Source organism: Nocardia aobensis NBRC 100429 (assembly GCF_000308375.1).
Taxonomy (GTDB): Bacteria; Actinomycetota; Actinomycetes; order Mycobacteriales; family Mycobacteriaceae; genus Nocardia; species Nocardia aobensis.
The window spans coordinates 24,804-39,932 of sequence record NZ_BAFQ01000210.1 but is presented as its reverse complement, the minus strand read 5'-3'; the positions used below and the strand labels follow the sequence as shown (position 1 = coordinate 39,932).

Genomic DNA, 15,129 nt, shown 5'->3' with positions numbered 1-15,129 from the left:
TACTGGTACCCCCGGCACAGGATGCACCTATGACACCCCTGAGAGCGTCGTGAGTGCGTGAAATCGGTCGCCACCGGGTCCGGTTATAGGCGAACCCGCTCCCGTGAGCCTCAGCGGACAGCGACGGGCACTCGGATCCCGCGCCGGAAAGTTACGCCGATGTGGTTCCGCACGAGACGATGCTGCGCACCGGTTCCACGTGAAACTCACGGACCCGGATCAGCCGTAGGTGTCGCGCGGACCGCGCCCCTTGATATGCCGCTCGCCCTTGCGCCAGCTGGGTGCGGCGGGACCGCTGATCTTCAGCGAGGTGACCACGCCCTGACCGACCGCGGCGTTGATCTTCGCCAATATCTGCGCCTGCAGCATCCGCAACTGGGTGGCCCAAGCGGTGGATTCGGCCTGGATACTCAGCACGCCGTCGGTGAGCGATACCGGGTCGGCATGCGCCGCGATATCGTCGCCGACCACGGCCGACCACCGGCCGAAAACCATTCCCTCGGCGACCTTTCCCGACCATCCGCGACTCTTGGCCAGCGATCCGGCCAGTGCGGAGAGCAGTTGCGGATCGCGCTCGTCGGGCCGCGCACCGGACCAGCCGGAGCGGCGGCGCAAGGCTCGTACCCCGCCCTTACGCGGTGAGGCTCGCCCCTGGCCGACCGCCTTACCGCTGGCACGGGCCGCGGCGCGGGCCTCCTCCAGGGCACGGCGTGCCAGGTCCACACCGCGCAGTTCCGGTTCGGGAACGGCGGACGGCGGGGAGCCGTCTTCGCGCCCGGGTTCTGCGGCCACCTTCGACTCCTTTCCCGTCCGATCACTGCATTGCGGCAAGGCTAGCCGCTGGGTCCGACAACTCGCGCCCCTTGCACCCGGGGCGATTCGGCACAGATGCGCCGATCACCGTCACCCGATGTGCCGGCCTTCGGTGGGCTCGTCCGAGAGGGGCTCATCCGCGCGCGACGGTGGCTCGACGATGCGCGAGGTCCGCCCGTCCGCGACGCCGTCGGTCTCGACCCGGACCGGATTCGCCTCGAGTTCCGGCGGCACGTCCTCGGGCACCGCTGCGGTGATCAGCACCTGTTCGGCGCCGGCGGCCACCGCCGCCAACGCGGTGCGACGGCGGCGATCCAATTCCGCGAAGACGTCGTCGAGCAGCAGGACCGGATCCGTCCCCGCGCTGCGCAGCAGTTCGAAGGCGCCCAGTCGCAGGGCCAAGGCGAACGACCACGATTCCCCGTGGCTGGCAAAACCTTTCGCGGGCGCCGAACCGAGCATCAGATCCAGATCGTCGCGATGCGGGCCGACCAGGCAGACACCGCGCTCGAGTTCCTTGCCGCGCGCGGAAGCCAACTCGCTCAACATATTCGCCTCCAGCGCCTCGACATCTCCGGGCTGTGGAGAACGCTGTGGATCCAGGAATTCCTCGGGCAGCGCGGAACTGCGGTAGCGGATGGCCGCGGTCCGCGATTCCGGTGCGATGGACCGATATGCCTGCTCGAGATAGGGGTGCAGTTCGTGGACCAGCCGCAGGCGCTGGGCCAGTAGTTCAGCACCGTGTGCGGCCAGATGTCCGTCCCAGACGTCGAGGGTGCTCAGTTCGGCCGGCGCACCGGCGCGCGAACGAGCCTGCCGCCCAGCCGTTTTCAACAGCGCCGAGCGCTGCCGCAGCACGCGGTCGTAGTCCGAGCGGACCGCGGCCAGGCGCGGCAGCCGGGCGGTGGCCAGTTCGTCCAGGAAACGGCGGCGCTCGGAGGGATCGCCGCGGACCAGCGCCAGATCCTCCGGCGCGAACAACACGGTCTGCAGGATGCCGAGAATCTCGCGCGTGCGGCGCACCGGCGACCGGTTGATCTGCGCGCGATTGGCGGCGCCCTGGTTCAACTCCACATCGATGCGCAGTTCGCGGCCACCGTTGACGACGGTCGCGCCGATCCGAGATCGCTGCTGCCCCAACCTGATCAGCGGGGCATCACCGGCAACCCGGTGGGAACCGAGTGTGGACAGATATCCGACTGCCTCGACGAGATTGGTCTTACCGTTGCCGTTCGCCCCCAGGAAAACGGTTCTGCCTGTGGGTAATTCGAGGTCGGCGTGCTCCCAGGAGCGGAAATCACGCAGTGTGAGCGTCCGGATGTGCATAGCTGAACCCGCCGTCACCAGGCACTTTGTGACGGACGGGTCGAAATGCACACGCGCCCGGGGTTTTTCACAGGTTTATCAACATCTCCACAGGTCGGGGTGAACGAATGCCGCCTCGCCGGTCGTATCGCGGCCGGCGAGGCGGGAACCATGGGGATCGGATCGATCAGCCGGGCAAACGAACCGGCATCAACAGGTAGATGTAGTCGCTCGACAGCGCCGCGAACGCGCCGGAGTCCGACAGTTCCGGTTCGTCGTCGGTGGTCGGGCACATCACGGCCGGGCGGCTGGGAGTGGTGAAACCGAAGGTCACCCGGTCCGAATGCAGCGCCGACAGACCGTCGTTGAGGTAGCCGGGGTTGAAAGCGATGGTCAGCGGTTCACCGCGGAACTCCGCCTCCAGCCATTCCTCGGCGCGACCGGCGTCGTCACCGCCGGCGGAGAGTTGCAGACCCTGATCGGAGAACTCGAGCCGCACCTGGGCGCCGCGCTCGGCCACCAGGGCTACGCGCTTGATGGCCTCGATCAGCGCGCTCACCTGGAGGGTCGCGATCGAGGTGTGCTCCTTGGGGAGCAATTGGCGGAACTTGGGGAATTCCGCGTCGAGCAACCGGGTGGTGGTCCGGCGGCCACCGTTGACGATCCCCAGCAGTCCGTCGGTTCCGGTGCCGAAGGCCAGCTGGACGGGCGCATCGGAGGCGCCGAGCGTCTTCGCCGATTCCGACAGGGTGCGCGCCGGGACCAGGACCGCGGTCTCCACATCCGGGCGACCGGGCTGCCACTCCAGATGCCGCACCGCGAGGCGGAAGCGGTCGGTGGCCGCCAGAACCACCTGGGAGCCGTCGATTTCGACGCGGATACCGGTCAGCATGGGCAGCGTGTCGTCGCGACCGGCGGCGACCGCCACTTGGCCTACGGCCTCGGAGAACAGATCCACACCCAGTTCGCCGGTCTGCGGAGGCAGTTCGGGCAGCTGGGGATAGTCCTCGACCGGCATGGTCGGCAGCGAGAACTTGGCGCTGCCGCAGGCGATCAGCACACGGGTGCCGTCGACCGAGACGTCGACCGGCTTGTTGGACAGTGCCTTGGTGATGTCGGCCAGCAGGCGACCGGAGACCAGCACCTGTCCCGGGCCGGCCACCTCGGCGGCGACGCGCATCTGCGCGGAGACCTCGTAGTCGAATCCGGAGACCGTGAGGCCGTCCTCGTCGGCCACCAGCAGCACACCGCCCAGGACGGGCACGGGCGGGCGAGACGGCAGGCTACGGGCCACCCAGGCGACGGATTCCGCGAAATCCTCGCGAGCGACCCGAAACTTCATACTTGCAAGCTCCATCGCTCGGTATGTCCTCTCCCAGTCTCGATCGGTCGTGATCTGTTCGACGCCGTGGTGCTCAGCGTGGTTCATACAACAGCGTGGTTCGCGCGGCAATGCGGTCGGAACGGCTCGCCCGTACGCACCGCAGTGTGGCACAGGCGACCGACATCAAACCGTACCCGCGCAAGCGGGCGATGACTACGTCACCCCCTCACCCGGTGCGTCGTCGCCGGAGGGCCGGATCCGTTCTGCTCCCTGCTTCGTTCGGATGTGGACCGCCGCGAATCGATCCGTCGGTCCCCGAGCCGAGTTTCCACACACCCTGTTTTCAAGAAGAAATCTAAAGAAGAAGAACTGAAGTAGTAGTAGGCACTGTGGATTCTGTGGACGCGGGCCGTTCGCCCAGTTCAGGAGGCGTGGCGGCGTGGGGATGTCCGGCGGGTGACTCGAGGATGAACAGTGGGCCGCTGTGGAGGCCGGAAAACTGTTCAACCTCCATCCTCGAGCCATCCTCGAGTTCTTCCATGACTCGAGACCTGTTGTACACACGTGTGTGCCGATCGGTGCACTACCGGGGGATTCCTCGAGGACCTGACAGGGAGTCCTCGAGGAATCCACATGCCGATTCGGCCGTCTTCGCAGTTCGGACCCCGTGGACGAATTCGGCTGTGGGAACTGTGGACCGAGGGCTGTGAGCGAATGCGTGCACAGGCTCACTCGTCGACTGTGCGCAACCTCGAGGACAAACGTGGGATTCCTCGAGGACTCCACAAGGACTCCTCGAGGAATCCACAACACGAAAAAGCCGATCCACCCAGGTCAACCGGGTGGATCGGCTTGTGCAGAAATTCAGCGCGAGCGCTGTTTGATTCGGGCTGTGAGTTCTTGAACCTGGTCGTAGACCCGGCGGCGCTCGGTCATCTCCTTGCGCACTTTCTTCTCCGCGTACATGACCGTCGTGTGGTCGCGACCGAAGGCCTGGCCGATCTTCGGCAGGGAAAGATCGGTCAATTCCCGGCACAGGTACATCGCGATCTGACGAGCCTGAGCCAGCGGCCGGGCCTTACCGGGACCGGTCAGTTCCTCCAGCGTGGTGTTGAAGTACTCCGCGGTCACGGCCATGATCGTCGACGCCGTGATCTCGATGGTCGTGGTGTCCGGCATCAGATCGCGCAGCACGACCTCGGCCAGCGACAGATCCAGCGGCTGGCCGTTGAGGGAGGCGAAGGCCGTCACCCGGATCAGCGCACCCTCGAGTTCACGGATATTGCGCTCGACCCGGCTGGCGATCAGTTCCAGCACGTCGTGCGGCACATCGAGGCGATCCATCCGCGCCTTCTTGCGCAGGATCGCGATCCGGGTCTCCAGCTCCGGCGGCTGCACATCGGTGATCAGACCCCATTCGAACCGGGTGCGCAGGCGTTCCTCCAGCGTCGCCAGCTGTTTCGGCGGGCGGTCGGAGGAGACCACGATCTGCTTGTTCGCGTTGTGCAGGGTGTTGAAGGTGTGGAAGAACTCCTCCTGGATACCTTCCTTACCCTCGATGAACTGGATGTCGTCCACCAGCAGGATGTCGGTCTCGCGGTAGCGGCGTTTGAACGCCACCTTCCGGTCGTCGCGCAGGCTGTTGATGAAGTCGTTGGTGAATTCCTCGGTCGAGACGTATTTGACGCGCATCCCGGGAAACAGCCGCTGGGCATAGTGCCCGGCCGCGTGCAGCAGATGTGTCTTCCCCAGACCGGATGCCCCCCAGACGAACAGCGGGTTGTACGCGCGGGCAGGCGCCTCGGCGATCGCCACCGCCGCCGCGTGCGCGAACCGGTTCGAGGCTCCGATGACGAAGGTCTCGAAGGTGTACTTGGCGTTCAAACTGGCCGAGGACGACGCGGGGGCCGGCGCCGGTGGTTCCGGCGACTTCGCGAAATACGTCGGCCAGGAATTGCGTGCGCTCACCACCGGTTCGTCGGAGTCCTCGGCCACGCCCGGGCGCTGTCCGACCTCCGGTTCCGGCGCGAACAGCGACTCCTGTCCGGGATGTCCGCCCGTCCGGGGCAGCTCCTGGTCGTGCCGCAGTGGCTCGGGCTCCCGGCGCAGCGCCTCCTGTGGATGGTGCAGTTCGTGGTCGCGGCGCAGTGAGTCCGTCTCACGCCGCAGCGAATCCGGACCGTGCAGTCCGTCCCGGCCGGACAGCGTGTCGGCGTCCCGGCGCAGGGCGTCGGGATCGCGCCGGAGTGCGTCCGGATCGTGGCGGAAGGCGTCGGGGTCCCGGCGCAGATCGTCGGGATCGCGCCGCAGACTGTCCGGATGCCGGACCAGCGCTTCGTCGTGCAGATGCGCTTCCGGGTCCCGGCGCAGCGGCGAGGATGGTCCGAGGCTGTCCGGCAATTCCCCGGCCATCGGCGCGGACGGATACTCACCCTGGGGATAGGCGGTCCGGGCCTGGTAGTCGGCTGGGGAAAGATAGCGTGGGGTGGGGAAATCGTCGGTGTCGGGATACTGCGGCGGCGCCGGGAACCCGACCGGTTCGCGGGGCTTGTCGCGCATCCGCTCGGGGCGTGAGGTGAGGCGAGCATGGCGGGCGCCGGCACCGGGACGATCCGGCGGCGGGTTGGCCGGCGCGGCGATCCGGACGCCGAGACCCTCCACCTGCGGGCCCAGCCGACGGGCCAGCGAGCGCAGGATCGGTTCGCGCAGATCGCGTTCGATGGCCTCCTGGGCCAGGGAAGAAGGCACCGAGAGCAGGGCAAAGCCTTGTGCGACCGTGAGCGGCTTGACCAGGCCGAGCCACGCCTTCTGGGCGTTGGTCACCGGCGGGATGGCTCCGTCGGTGGAGCCGGCGGTGAGCTCGGCGACCACTTCGGGCCAGACCGCGGTCAACACGTTCTGCTCGTCGTCCACGTATTATTTCCTCCCCGGAGCAACTCGACAGGAGCTCCAACGGTCGGCGACCACTGACATGCCTGGCCGTCAGCCATACGAATATGCCACTCCAGGGGTCTTTCCACACAATTATCCACAGATGTGGAGAACTGGGATGATACGTGGTTCGCTGCAACAACCCCCCGGTCAGCGCCTGGACCTGCGCTTCTGCAGCTATCTTCTGGCTATGAATCGTAGTGGGTCTCCCGTGGCTGTGACAAGGGTGGTTCACGAGTGCGCCGTCCCAACGGCGCGTCGCGGCAGCACGGTGAGTCGCCCGGGGTGAACGGCTGTCGCGGGCCGGATTCAGTGGCGGGCGTCTCATGAGGGACCCCGAGTTTGACCCTCTCCTGGCTGATCAGTACCCTCGTACAGTCACCCGTTGACGCGGTGTTGGCTGCCTGCTGCCTGGTCGAATCGTCGATCCAGCGGGACCACCACGCAATGGGCGTTGTGCCGATGAAGACCAGTTTTCATCGCGACCACATACGTTTCACCGAACAAGCTTCGGGCGCCGCCTGGCGCCCACCAACTCGAGGAGTGTTGACCGTGGCCAAGGGCAAGCGGACGTTCCAGCCGAACAACCGTCGTCGTGCGCGGGTCCACGGCTTCCGCCTCCGGATGCGCACCCGTGCCGGGCGCGCGATCGTGTCGGCGCGCCGTCGCAAGGGCCGCGCTTCTCTGACGGCCTGATCGCACGGCATCGGCATCGCCGCCATGCCTGACTCGTCGATCGTCTCGCTGCTTCCGTTCACCCGTTACGTGCTCGGACACTCGGGTGTTGCCTGAGCCGTACCGGCTGCATCATCGTGCCGACTTCTCCCGGACGGTGCGACGTGGCCGACGAGTCGGGAGACGGGACATCGTCGTGCATGTGGTGGTGCCGTCGGCATCGGCGGACATGAGATCCGACGATGCCGCGAGGTCCGACGATGCGGCGGCCCGATCGCTCGCACGCTTCGGTGGTCCTCGTTTCGGATTGATCGTCAGCAAGGCGGTGGGCACCGCGGTGGTACGACACCGCGTCGCCCGCCGCCTGCGTCATATCTGCGCCGGGGTCGTCGCCGACCTTCCGGCGGAGGCCGATGTCGTGATCCGCGCCCTCCCCGGTGCCGCGACCGCGACTTCGGCGGAGCTGGATCAGCAATTGCGTTCCGCGCTGCGGAAAATGTCTTTCGATCTCTCCGCCGCGCGCGTGGCTTCGAGTGATGCGTCATGAACCGCCTGCGCGTGTTGACGCGGCTTCCGGCGAATCTCGTGATCTTTCTGATCGAGCTGTACCGGACCTACGTCTCCCCCACCCGCATGCCGGTGTGCCGATTCACCCCGACCTGTAGTGAGTACGCGGTGACGGCTCTGCGTACTCGCGGGCTGTTCGTCGGTCTCGGATTGACGGCCGTGCGTCTGGCCAAATGTGCGCCCTGGCACCCTGGTGGGTGGGACCCGGTTCCGGAACGGAAACGGGCTGCTGCCGAAGCGGCTCACGAGACGAGCCGGGCCCATGACGAGGCGGCCGAACACAAGTCTTGTAAAGGGTCGCCGCGCGCGGTGACCGGCGACACGACCGACGGGAGTACATAGAGCCGTGCTCGACTTCATCTATTACCCGGTGTCCTGGATCCTTTGGTTCTGGCACCGGATCTTCGGGTTCGTCTTCGGACTCGGAGATTTCGACAAGGGCGCCAGCAACGGGTTCGCCTGGGCGCTGGCAGTGGTGTTCCTGGTGTTCACCCTGCGCTTGGTGCTGTACAAGCCCTTCGTCAAACAGGTGCGCACCACGCGGCAGATGCAGGAACTGCAGCCGCAGATCAAGGAACTGCAGCGCAAGTACAAGAACGACCGCCAGAAGATGGCCGTCGAGATGCAGAAGCTGCAGAAGGAACACGGCTTCAACCCGCTGATGGGCTGTCTGCCCGTGCTGGCTCAGGTGCCGGTGTTCATCGGTCTGTACCACGTGCTGCGGTCGTTCAACCGCACCGGTAGCGGTATCGGCCAGCTGCACATGACGCCCGAGCAGAACGCGATGACGCCGAACTACGTGTTCAGCGCGCACGATGTGCAGTCGTTCCTGAGCGCCCGTATCTTCGGTGCGCCGATCTCCGCCGCGATCACCTCCCCCAAGGCGACCCTGGACGCCTACGCGGATTTCGGCGGCATCCCGCACGTGTGGAACATGGTCGTCGTGGCGGTTCCGCTGATGATCGTCGCCGGCCTCGCGACCCACTTCAACGCCCGCGCCTCGGTGGCACGTCAGAGCGCGGAGGCGGCGGCGAATCCGCAAGCCGCCCTGATGAACAAGTTGGCGCTGTGGGTCTTCCCGCTCGGTGTCGTCGTCGGTGGCCCCTTCCTCCCCATCGCGATCCTGCTCTACTGGGTGTCCAACAACATCTGGACCTACGGGCAGCAGCATCTGGTCTTCGGGCGCATCGACAAGGAAGAGCAGCAGAAGAAGGAAGAGGCGATCGAGCGGAAGGCGCAGAACGCGCCGAAGCCCGGCGCCAAGCCGACCGCCAAGAAGAAATCCGGTGCCGCCGAAACGCCGGCCGTCGAGGCGGACAAGCCCGCGGCCGTGACCAACGGCACCGCCGCCTCCACGACTTCGGACTCCACGAGTTCGAGTTCTTCGGCCAAGGCCGGTTCGACCTCCGGCAAGTCGGGCTCGTCGGGTAAGTCACCCGGGCCGGGTAATCGCAAGCGATCCGGCAACAGAGGTCGAGCGAATCAGAAGCGACGTCGCTAGCGGATCCGATACGACGGATGATTCAGATTGAAGGAAACGACATATGACTGTTGAGACCGATGGAGGGGACGCCACTGTGGCCCTCGGTGTGCAGGATGATGCGGCGGCGGTGGACGACCGCGACGAGGTGACCGAACCGGATCCGACCGATGCCGAAGAGGCGTTGATCGAAGAGGGTGAGATCGCGGGCGACTATCTGGAGCAGCTGCTGGACGTTCTCGACTTCGACGGCGATATCGATCTGGATGTCGAGGGCGACCGCGCGGTCGTGAGCATCGACGGCGGGCGGGATCTGTCGAAGCTCGTCGGTCGGCGCGGTGAGGTTCTGGACGCGCTGCAGGAGTTGACCCGACTGGCCGTGCAGCAGGCGACCGGTGTGCGCAGCCGCCTGATGCTCGACGTGGCCGGGTGGCGGGCCAAGCGTCGCGAGGAGCTGAGCGCGCTCGGCACCGATGCGGCGCGGCGCGTGGCGGAGTCGGGTAAGCCCGAATCGCTGACTGCGATGACTCCGTTCGAACGCAAGATCGTTCACGATGCCGTGGCGGCCGTGGACGGTGTCGCGAGTGAGAGTGAAGGTGTCGAGCCCAACCGGCACGTGGTCGTGATCCCGGCCTGAGAATGTCGCATGGGTAAGGTAGGGCCCCCGGTTCATCGGACCGGGGGCCCTACTCTTTGTGTTGATGGATTTCGACGGTCCGGAAGGATGTTTCACGTGGAACGAGGCGCGGGTGCCACACCTCAGCACTCCCCCGGCAGTGACTCTGTCGATCTGACGCCGCCCGCGGTGGCGGCCGAGGTATTCGGCGATCGCCTCCCGCTGGCCGAGCAGTACTGCGCCGCGCTGGCGACCGCGGGCGTCGAACGCGGTCTGATCGGACCGCGAGAGGTGCCGCGACTCTGGGATCGACACATCCTCAACTGTGCGGTGTTGGGTGAGTTGATTCCCCTCGGCGCCTCTGTTGTCGATATAGGCAGCGGCGCCGGGCTTCCCGGAATTCCTCTCGGCATCGCGCGTCCGGATCTGCGCATCACACTCGTCGAGCCGTTGCTACGGCGCACCAAGTTCCTGGCGGAGTTCGTCGAATCGGCGGGTCTCGAGATCACCGTGGTCCGCGGTCGTGCCGAACAGCCGGACGTCCGGAAGGAAGCGGGCGGCGCGGATTACGTGACTTCTCGTGCGGTCGCTCCCCTCGGAAAATTGGCGAAGTGGTCCCTGCCGCTGATCCACGAGCACGGCCATATGTTGGCACTCAAGGGATCCAGCGTCGCCGAGGAGCTCGAGCGCGATCGGGTGGAATTGGCGCGGGCCGGCGCCGGGCACGCGACGATCCTCGAATGCGGCGTCGGCATCGTGACGCCGCCGACCGTGGTGCTCAGCGTGGAACGCGTCCCGCGCGCGGAGAAGCGGGCGAACAAGGAAGCGAATCGACGCGCCCGACGCGCCCAGTAACTTTCGTTGTTTCATGTGAAACAACGCCCAGCGAAGCCGCATTCGGCGCTCGCGACGAGTCATTCCGCGCGTGTCGCATAGTGATTGCCGCGGTTCAACTTCCGTATTCTGGCCGGTGCTGGCAAGCTAGTTGTCGTCGAGCGTGAGCGCGCGGTTTCGCGGTTCCCGGCAGCTCCGCGTTCTGCTTGTTCGAGCCATGCGGCGCCGGTGCTGCCTGGGCACGTGTCTGAAGTTCTCGGGGTTAGGAGCCTGTATGTCGAACCGTCCGGCGAATGTTTCACGGGAAACAACATCCCGGGTGCCCGGAATGCTGGACAGCGGCGGCCTCGAGGGAGATGAATTCGCCAAGACAGCATTCGGAAATATCTCCGCCGCCGAAACCCCTATTGCGGCCGAGGCGCATCGCGCCAGCCAGGTCCTGCACCCCGGCTCGCTCAGCATCCCCAAGCCGCGGGAACAACGCATCATCACCATCGCCAATCAGAAGGGCGGCGTCGGCAAGACGACGACGGCCGTGAATCTCGCTGCCGCACTGGCGCTGCAGGGAATGACAGTGCTCGTCATCGATCTCGACCCCCAGGGCAATGCCAGCACGGCGCTCGGCGTCGAGCACCACTCCGGTGTGCCGTCGAGCTACGAACTGCTGATCGGTGAGATCTCGGTGCAGGACGCGATTCAGCGCAGCCCGCACAACGAACGCCTGCTGTGCATTCCCGCGACGATCGATCTCGCGGGCGCCGAAATCGAATTGGTCTCCATGGTCGCCCGTGAGGGCCGATTGAAAGCCGCCATCCAAGAGGCCAACCTGGCGGGCTACGACATCGACTACGTCATGATCGACTGCCCGCCTTCTCTCGGTCTGCTGACCGTCAACGCGATGGTGGCGGCCAAGGAAGTGATGATCCCGATCCAGTGTGAGTACTACGCGCTGGAGGGCGTCGGCCAGCTGCTGCGCAATATCGGTCTGGTGCAGGCACATCTGAATCCGGAGCTGCACGTCTCGACCGTCGTCCTCACCATGTACGACGGCCGGACCAAACTCGCCGACCAGGTTGCCGAAGAGGTTCGCGGCCACTTCGGTGACGCGGTGCTGCGCTCGGTTATTCCGCGCAGCGTCAAGGTTTCCGAGGCGCCGGGCTACGGCATGACCGTGCTCGATTACGATCCTGGTTCCCGCGGCGCGATGAGTTATCTCGACGCGGGGCGGGAGATCGCGGCCCGCTCGGCCGTCATCCAGAGCCGAGCGACGCCGGGCCAGGAAGGCGCTGCGGTCGGTACGGCTGGTGCAGCACAGGAAAGGGGTCGGTAGGCCGATGAGTCAGGCGAAGAAGGGTGGCTTGGGGCGCGGACTGGCCGCGTTGATTCCGACCGGTCCTGCCGATGTGCAGGGACTCGGAAGTGCGGCAGCCAATGCGGTGATCGGACTCGATCCGATCGGCCCGCATCCCGCGTCGGCCTATCTGCATCGGGTTCCCGATGCGGCCGAGGAATCGGGTGCCGGTGCGGTATATCGGGAGATTCCGCCGGATCAGATCGAGCGCAATCCGAAGCAGCCGCGGCAGGTCTTCGAAGAGGATGCGCTCGCCGAACTCGTCCATTCGGTGCGGGAATTCGGCCTGATGCAGCCGATCGTGGTGCGGGTGCTGGAGTCCTCCTCCCCCACTCCGCGCTATCAGCTGGTGATGGGTGAACGGCGATGGCGAGCCTGCCAGGAAGCCGGCCTGGAGACCATCCCGGCGATCGTGCGCGAGACCACCGACGACGCCATGCTGCGCGATGCGCTGCTGGAGAACATCCACCGGGTGCAGCTGAATCCGCTCGAAGAGGCGGCGGCCTATCAGCAGCTGCTGGAGGAATTCGGCGTCACCCACGAGGAACTGGCGAACCGAATCGGCCGATCCCGACCGGTCGTCACGAATATGATTCGCCTGTTGAAGTTGCCGATTCCGGTGCAGCGACGGGTCGCGGCCGGCGTGCTCTCCGCCGGACATGCTCGTGCCCTGCTCGGGTTGGAAGCGGGCGCCGAGGCGCAGGAGCGATTGGCCGAACGCATCGTCGCCGAGGGGTTGTCGGTTCGTGCGACCGAGGAGGCCGTCACTCTCGCGAACCGCTACCCCGAAGACGAAGTGAAGCCGACGCCCAAGCGGAGGCAGATTTACGCACCGGGGTTGGACAAGGTCGCCGAGCGATTGGCCAATTCGTTCGACACCAGGGTGACGGTGAGTATGGGCAAGAAGAAGGGCAAGATCGTCGTCGAGTTCGGTTCGGTCGACGATCTGGAGCGCATTGTCGGGCTGATGGAGCAACAACAGCTCTGACGAGACAGACCCCCGGGGTTCGGCGAGAAACGTCACTGTGACACCGCTGTTTTTCGCGCCGATCCGAATGTGCCGCGATCGATAAGGGATGGGAAATGAGGCGTTCGCTTTGATCGCATATTCTTGCTGGCGAGAAGATGTTGATGCGGCGTGAGCATAGATGAATCGGAAAGCTGGAGGCTGAGCAGAGCGGTGTCGACCAGCGTGACCGCACTAACCCTCGGCGGACTGGACAAACTTCCGGCACACGCGCGTCGATGCGTGTTCTGGGAGATCGACCCGGCCGTGGCGGCAGATTCCCGTGAATTCAGCGACCCCGTCTTCGAAAAAGAGGCGTGGTTGTCGACGGTGATGCTCGAATGGGGATCCTGCGGGCAGATCGCTGTGGTCGACGGTCAGCCGGCCGGATGTGCGCTGTATTCGCCGCCGAGTGTGGTGCCGCGCGCGGCATTGTTCCCCACCTCCCCCGTGAGCCCGGATGCGGTCCTGCTGACCACGCTGCGGGCCGAACCGCCGCACAATGACGGAGATATCGCCCATCGGTTGATTCAGGCCGTCGTCGGCGATCTGATGCGCCGAGGTGTGCGAGCGATCGAGGCCTTCGGAATTCGCACCGATCCGGCCGCGACCGCGCTGCCGGCCCGCGGAGTGCGGTCCATGTTCTTCATGGAGCGCATCGACTCGCCGGGGCACGGGATCGCCTCCGCCCCGCGACAGAAGGCCAACAGCGCCTGTTCGCCCGAAAGCTGCATGATCGACGCGGACTTCCTCGAGGACGTCGGATTCTCGGTGGTGGCACAACACCATCGATTCCCGCGCCTGCGGCTGGAACTCGACAGCGATCATCTGTGGAAGGAAGACGTCGAGCGCGCTCTGGACCAGCTGCTGGCCGCCGCCGCCATGCAGGCCCAGCCGGGCGTTCCCTGCCACTGACACGAAAAAGGAAGGCGCCCCCGGGATCGAATTCCGGGAGCGCCTTCCTGTGGTATCCGGGACCTACATCCGATCGGCCGCGGCCAATTCCTCGGCCAACAGCTCGGCGAAGGTATAAGTGCCGGTGGGCTGATCGTCCTGGCCGAGCAGATACAGCCGCTTGACCGAGATCAGAATGGCCTCCGCGATCACATCGCGCATCCGGGGATTGGTCAATACCGAGGCGTCGTAATCGTTTGTCAGGTATCCGATATCGACCTGGACGGTCGGCATCTTCGTCAGTCGCAGCAGGTCCCAGGTGCGGGCGTGGGTGCGGCAGTCCTGCAACGAGGTTCGCGCCACGATCTCACGCTGGATGAATCCCGCCAGCACCTGGCCGATCATCGACACCGAACCGTGCGAATTCCCGAAGTGGAAACTGGCCACACCGCCCGCGGACGAACTGAGATTTGCCGCACAGCGCAGCGAGATCATCAGATCCGCGTCGAAGGTGTTCGAGGTCTCGGCGCGTTCGGCGTCGGTCGGGTTGGCGCCCCACGGGCGGGACAGGAACGTCTCCATGCCGGTGGCGGCCATCCGGCCCTCCAGGCGGCTCGCCAGATCCCAGAGGATCTCCGATTCGTACACGTCGCCGAATTCCGTCGGCACGGCCAAACCCTTGTCCTCGCCGCCCATTCCGGGGTCGATGACGATGCGCTTCCCGGTCAGCTGCGGGCCGGCCCGGTGGACGACCTCCTCCTCGGCGATGCGATGCGGATTGCCACCGGTGACCCGCGCGCCGAGCAGTTCCAGCGAACGCAGTGTGTCCGGACCACAGATGCCGTCGGCGGACAGGCCGATCTCACGCTGGAAGGCGGTGAGCGCATCGTGGGTGTGCGGGCCGAAATAGCCGTCGATGCGATGAACGTAGAAGCCCAGATCCTGCAGGCGGCGTTGCAGAGTGGCGACGTCGTCGCCGTACAGCGGCGCCGAGAGCTGATAGATCAGGGTGCGAGCGCCGAGGCGATAGGAGGCCTCCTTCAGCGCGCGATAGGTGGCGGGCCCGACGACGCCGTCGACCAACAGGCCGCGCTGCTGCTGGAAAGCGCGTACGGCCGAATCGAGTTCACGATCGAAGACGGCGTCGGAGTCCTTCCAGTACTCCCCCTGCCCACCGGACCGGTCGGTCCCGTGCGGGTGTGGATGGAATCCGAGGCTTGCCAGGGTGCTCCGGACCTCAGCGACGGCTGGACCAGTATCGCCGTGACGAAGTCGGTGCATGCGTGAGAGCCCTTTCCTTCCGCCAACCCGGGTACCCACTTATGCGATGGCA

14 protein-coding genes are annotated in these 15,129 nt (G+C 65.9%); 9 read left to right on the top strand and 5 right to left on the bottom strand.

From position 1 onward, the window contains the following. Positions 1–219 precede the first annotated feature (219 nt). The 4 genes from RJ03_RS27290 to dnaA form a co-directional block, all read right to left on the bottom strand. Positions 220–792, bottom strand: a complete 573-nt coding sequence (locus RJ03_RS27290; RefSeq protein ID WP_051025307.1) for a DUF721 family protein — start codon at positions 790–792, stop codon at positions 220–222. A 111-nt stretch (positions 793–903) separates the two neighbouring features. Then, positions 904–2,139 carry a DNA replication/repair protein RecF gene (recF, locus tag RJ03_RS27285; RefSeq protein ID WP_036507440.1) on the bottom strand — a complete coding sequence of 412 codons (1,236 nt, stop codon included), beginning with the start codon at positions 2,137–2,139 and terminating at the stop codon, positions 904–906. 166 nt (positions 2,140–2,305) lie between these two features. Continuing rightward, on the bottom strand, positions 2,306–3,475 hold the full coding sequence (dnaN, locus tag RJ03_RS27280) for a DNA polymerase III subunit beta (RefSeq protein WP_036507438.1): 1,170 nt from the start codon (positions 3,473–3,475) through the stop codon (positions 2,306–2,308). 831 nt (positions 3,476–4,306) lie between these two features. Then, a complete protein-coding gene (gene dnaA, locus RJ03_RS27275) occupies positions 4,307–5,854 on the bottom strand; it encodes a chromosomal replication initiator protein DnaA (protein ID WP_506330594.1) in 1,548 nt (515 codons plus the stop codon). Positions 5,855–6,925: 1,071 nt separating this feature from the next. Here dnaA and rpmH point away from each other — a divergent pair. The 9 genes from rpmH (at position 6,926) to RJ03_RS27235 (ending at position 13,817) form a co-directional block, all read left to right on the top strand. Then, on the top strand, positions 6,926–7,069 hold the full coding sequence (gene rpmH, locus RJ03_RS36315) for a 50S ribosomal protein L34 (RefSeq protein WP_006550910.1): 144 nt from the start codon (positions 6,926–6,928) through the stop codon (positions 7,067–7,069). Between the two features lie 85 nt (positions 7,070–7,154). Continuing rightward, a complete protein-coding gene (gene rnpA / locus RJ03_RS27270) occupies positions 7,155–7,595 on the top strand; it encodes a ribonuclease P protein component (RefSeq protein WP_083871367.1) in 441 nt (146 codons plus the stop codon). Beyond that, positions 7,592–7,957 (top strand): membrane protein insertion efficiency factor YidD, encoded by a 366-nt coding sequence (gene yidD / locus RJ03_RS27265; protein ID WP_036507433.1) that lies wholly within the window; start codon positions 7,592–7,594, stop codon positions 7,955–7,957. The genes rnpA and yidD overlap by 4 nt, the downstream gene beginning before the upstream one ends. Positions 7,958–7,961: 4 nt before the next feature. Then, entirely contained in the window at positions 7,962–9,116 is a 1,155-nt protein-coding gene (gene yidC / locus RJ03_RS27260) for a membrane protein insertase YidC (RefSeq protein ID WP_036507432.1), read from the top strand. A gap of 43 nt (positions 9,117–9,159) precedes the next feature. Continuing rightward, entirely contained in the window at positions 9,160–9,732 is a 573-nt protein-coding gene (locus RJ03_RS27255) for a Jag family protein (RefSeq protein ID WP_063063637.1), read from the top strand. Positions 9,733–9,819: 87 nt separating this feature from the next. Beyond that, a complete protein-coding gene (gene rsmG / locus RJ03_RS27250; protein WP_083871366.1) occupies positions 9,820–10,566 on the top strand; it encodes a 16S rRNA (guanine(527)-N(7))-methyltransferase RsmG in 747 nt (248 codons plus the stop codon). Positions 10,567–10,873: 307 nt separating this feature from the next. Continuing rightward, positions 10,874–11,875, top strand: coding sequence for a ParA family protein (locus tag RJ03_RS27245; protein ID WP_232329231.1), 1,002 nt, complete (start codon positions 10,874–10,876; stop codon positions 11,873–11,875). 4 nt (positions 11,876–11,879) lie between these two features. Continuing rightward, positions 11,880–12,884, top strand: coding sequence for a ParB/RepB/Spo0J family partition protein (locus RJ03_RS27240; protein ID WP_036507430.1), 1,005 nt, complete (start codon positions 11,880–11,882; stop codon positions 12,882–12,884). 192 nt (positions 12,885–13,076) lie between these two features. After that, the gene (locus RJ03_RS27235; protein WP_036507428.1) at positions 13,077–13,817 is read left to right on the top strand and encodes a hypothetical protein; all 741 of its coding nucleotides are present in this window, start codon (positions 13,077–13,079) and stop codon (positions 13,815–13,817) included. Positions 13,818–13,880: 63 nt separating this feature from the next. Here the strand turns inward: RJ03_RS27235 and RJ03_RS27230 are convergent, their stop codons facing one another. Then, the gene (locus RJ03_RS27230; protein ID WP_036507426.1) at positions 13,881–15,077 is read right to left on the bottom strand and encodes an N-acetylmuramoyl-L-alanine amidase; all 1,197 of its coding nucleotides are present in this window, start codon (positions 15,075–15,077) and stop codon (positions 13,881–13,883) included. Between the last annotated feature and the right edge of the window lie 52 nt (positions 15,078–15,129).